This window comes from Microbacterium sp. T32, assembly GCF_001619615.1.
Taxonomy (GTDB): Bacteria; Actinomycetota; Actinomycetes; order Actinomycetales; family Microbacteriaceae; genus Microbacterium.
This window is the reverse complement of record NZ_LQQP01000071.1, coordinates 1-502: the sequence shown is the minus strand read 5'-3', so window position 1 is coordinate 502 and position 502 is coordinate 1. Positions and strand designations below refer to the sequence as shown.

General features: G+C 70.9%; 1 protein-coding gene. It reads right to left on the bottom strand.

Features of this window, described 5'->3' with window-relative positions; genetic code table 11:
* On the bottom strand, window positions 1-502 hold a 502-nt coding region (locus AVW09_RS15995; RefSeq protein ID WP_197462674.1), incomplete at both ends, for an NADP-dependent isocitrate dehydrogenase.

Here is a 502-nt window from a genome sequence, read left to right as displayed (position 1 = left end):
GCCACCGGCGCGAAGACCGCGGCGAGGTCGGCATCCGTCGTCTGCTTCGCCAGTTCCTGCGCCCAGTACAGGGCGAGGTAGAAGTGGCTGCCGCGGTTGTCGATCGTGCCGAGCGCGCGACCGGGCGACTTGTCGTTCTCGAGGAACGTGCCGGTCGCGGCATCCAGCGTGTCGGCGAGCACCTGCGCGCGGGCGTTGCCGGTGAAGCCGGCGTAGTGCTCGAGCGAGGCGGCGAGGGCGAAGAACTCACCGAGGGAGTCCCAGCGGAGGTAGTCCTCCTCGAGGAGCTGCTGCACGTGCTTCGGCGCGGAGCCGCCCGCACCGGTCTCGAACAGCCCGCCGCCGGCGAGCAGCGGCACGATCGAGAGCATCTTGGCGCTCGTGCCGACCTCGAGGATCGGGAACAGGTCGGTGAGGTAGTCGCGCAGCACGTTGCCGGTCACCGAGATGGTGTCGAGGCCGTGGCGGAGGCGCGCGAGCGTGTAGCGCGTGGCCTCGGCCG